At 39.3% G+C, this 3079-nt stretch carries 2 protein-coding genes and 1 pseudogene; all 3 read right to left on the reverse strand.

Annotated elements, in window-relative coordinates; translation table 11 throughout:
- The coding region (locus tag ACFILO_RS09120; protein WP_375637173.1) for a transglycosylase SLT domain-containing protein at positions 1-127 on the reverse strand (127 nt) is incomplete at its 3' end.
- On the reverse strand, positions 124-2229 hold the full coding sequence (locus tag ACFILO_RS09125) for a glycine zipper family protein (protein WP_375678186.1): 2106 nt from the start codon (positions 2227-2229) through the stop codon (positions 124-126). The genes ACFILO_RS09125 and ACFILO_RS09120, both read right to left, overlap by 4 nt.
- A gap of 10 nt (positions 2230-2239) precedes the next feature.
- A pseudogene (locus ACFILO_RS09130) lies at positions 2240-3079 on the reverse strand (hypothetical protein); the annotation flags it as partial.

Raw genomic sequence — 3079 nt, forward strand, 5'->3', positions numbered from 1 at the left:
GATTCCTTGCATTCGGATTGCCTCCACTTTCCACTTGCGCAACACGGTACAAATAACTCTCTGGCAAACCATAACGCACTGCCGTTTGCCGTATTGCTTGATTAACAGCAGGACTATAACGGGTCATTTCGCATACTCTATTGAAGCACTAGGACCTAACCCTTTTGCTACAGCTCTAGAAACAATCTTCAAGCCTTCATCCGTTATCACACCGGCTTTATGCCACTTCAAAGCACTTTGAATCAATTTGGCAATTTCATTGCGCTCCATTCCTTTAACGCCAAAAGTTGCTAACTTCGCTATTCCGCGCTCTAGCTCTTGTCTTGCTCGTAGCGCCTCTGGTGCATTCGGATGAAAAAATATGTTTCGTGCTAATTTTAAGCCTTGAGCTGGTATATCAGGAATACTATGTGGTACACGAACTCCATCAAAAACAGAAAACTCAGGAGTGCCTTCAAATTTGCTAAAACCCTCTTTTGCTGCATCAGAATAGAATTGCTCCTGATCTACTGCCTTTTTAAAAGTAGAAAACCGTTCCGGTCCTATGGTCCTTTCAAGATTCTCAGACGCAAGATTTTGTTTTAAAAGTTTAGAAAATTCATTAATAGGGTCATCATTTTTTCTGAGTAAATCATCTAATGCATCTCTCATGCCCATCTGATAGGTATTATTTTGTTTTGTCCAATTCCCTTTAGAAAGATTTTCCTGAACTGCATCCCTTTCAAAACTCTTTTCAAGCTTTGTTCCAAGAGCTTGTCTACCTTCCTCAAAGCTATCTGCAAAGTTTTTGAATTTTGCCGCACTACCGCGTGCTGCTTTGTACGTAGGAGAGATTTCGTCCATTATTTTTACCAAATTTTGTTTGAGGACTTCGTATCCTAAAATCTTTTGGTTATCGCCATGTTTCTTACTTTTTTCGATTAAATCATCAAGAGACTGCTTAGTTTGATCTAATAACTCTATCGTAGGTTTATAGTTTATACTACTAAACCTTCTATCATAAAATCGTCTAGGATTTATACTGAGGGGGTGTTCCTCTAAAGTATTGACAGCTTCTTTAAGAGCTTTTTGAAACCCTTTATTTTCAAAAAGTTTATTAAGAGCCGGATAATACTCTCGTCCTATCGGCGTTTGCCTTGCTTGTTCATAAAGATGATCATGCGCTTCTTTCCCTTGCTGTTTAAGCGTCCTGCTTAAAGTATCGCTATGCTGGTATGGAACAATTGTCTGCTCCATCATATCATCAAGACGTTGAACAGAACCGCCTAATCTTTTCTCATGCGCTTGTTTCAAGAGATTATAAACATCTTCATTTGTTTTAGACGCATTCCACAAAGTCTGTCGTAGTTTTTCATTAATATCTGTCAAAAATACTTCGTGAGGTTCTGAACTAAGACGTTCCGTGATCTTTTGGGTTTTATTATCGTAAAGTTGCTTGGCAACTTCTCTCAAAGCTTTATTTGAAACCTCTTTACGAGCAGGATTAAAATAATTCCTTACAAGTGGAGGCGATTTTAAAGCATTTCCTAAACTACGAACTGCCTTAGAAATACCCATACCTCCTAAAGCAGCAACCGGCGTCAAAACTGCCCCACCAACACCACCGGCTAATGCCGAATTCACCGTATCATTGTAACCTTTTCCTGCACCAGAACCATGTAAAGCTCCAGAACCTGCCCCAACAATAGCTCCCCTACCTAAACTTCCTAAAGTCGAGCCTGCTCGCAAAAAATTTAATGCGGGAATACCCAAAGATGCTAATGTTGGTAAAATCGAACCAGCAATATAAGCACCAGAAGACAACCATGGATATTTTTTTTCTAAGGCTTTTAGGTAAGCGCGCTCCTTAGCTACCCTTCTATTATAAACCTCTTCTGCCTTTTTATCGCCGCTCCAATAATCCGTAAAACCTGCTTCATTGGCTGCTTGTATCTCATCACTATACCCTGCTGTCAAACCAGATATCCCATGACTCCTTAGTGCATCCGACCACGTAAGATCTTTATCATCAAATGAAAAATCTTTGAATGTTTCTTGAGTATTTGGAATATCTTGAACTGGACCAATTACTTCATATTTCCTAGCCCACTCAGGGAGACGTGATTTATCATAATCCTTAAGTTCAGGATAATTTGTTTCCTTTTGAACATCTTCAGCAATACCAATAACCTTATACTTTCTAGCCCATTCAGGAAGAAGTGACTTATCATAATTCTTAAGTTCAGACATGAAACACAACCTATTTTCTTATAGTCATTCTTTTACCATCGGCATCAATAACAATAAAATCTGCTCCTTTCGGTAAGGCTTCAATTTCTTCTGCACTTTTTACTACAGGCGCATTTGCACTATGTCCTTGCTGTGGAGCTTTAGAATGCGACTGTGAGGTAACCTTATCAACACTCTCTTGCGTTAATTCAATGCTGCTGTCTTCTAGCAATTTCAATACGTCTAATTTCATCTTAGCCAAAATCTGATGGATTTTTTTCAACCTAAACAAGAGCTCTTTATGACCCAAGTCGTACTTTATCTCTCCTAAATAGCTCTTTAAGATATCAAGCTCTCTTTCTGTAAGGTTACCAAAACCAGAAGCACCATTGCGTGAATACCGTCTCATCGTTTCTAAACGGTCAATACCTATACGGTTTTTAATGGAATCAAGCAGTGAACGCATATCACGGTGTTGAGGAACCTTAAAAGAAGCTTGCCAATCAGCAAGATTTCCCGTAGCCCAATCACCATTCTCTTCTATATAATTCATAAAACGTTCAATGTCATGGAGTGTATTACTACTGATAGCTTCACTATTTTTAAGATCTATTGTTTCTCGTAGGCGGTCCATTTCTTCTTTAGATCTAGCATCATAACCGCCGTTCACTTTTTGTAATAGAAAAGCATTCAATGCATCTTTATTCCCAGCCATGAACCGCGCCTCTTCTTCACTGTACCCTTTAGATTTTAGGTATTCGACGGTCTGATTAACCTGCCCTCTTTCCTTATCTCCTTCATTAAGATGCTTCACACCACTTGCAAGCGCATCCCACCCAGAACCGTCTGATGAAGATTCTGCCATACCTGC

The sequence above is a fragment of the Bartonella sp. AP72JLCBS genome, from assembly GCF_042195705.1.
Taxonomy (GTDB): Bacteria; Pseudomonadota; Alphaproteobacteria; order Rhizobiales; family Rhizobiaceae; genus Bartonella.

What these genes read in the sequence shown, in the direction of transcription:
- ACFILO_RS09125 (WP_375678186.1), bottom strand. Translation starts at nt 2,229, where the DNA reads ATGTCTGAACTTAAGAATTATGATAAGTCACTTCTTCCTGAATGGGCT.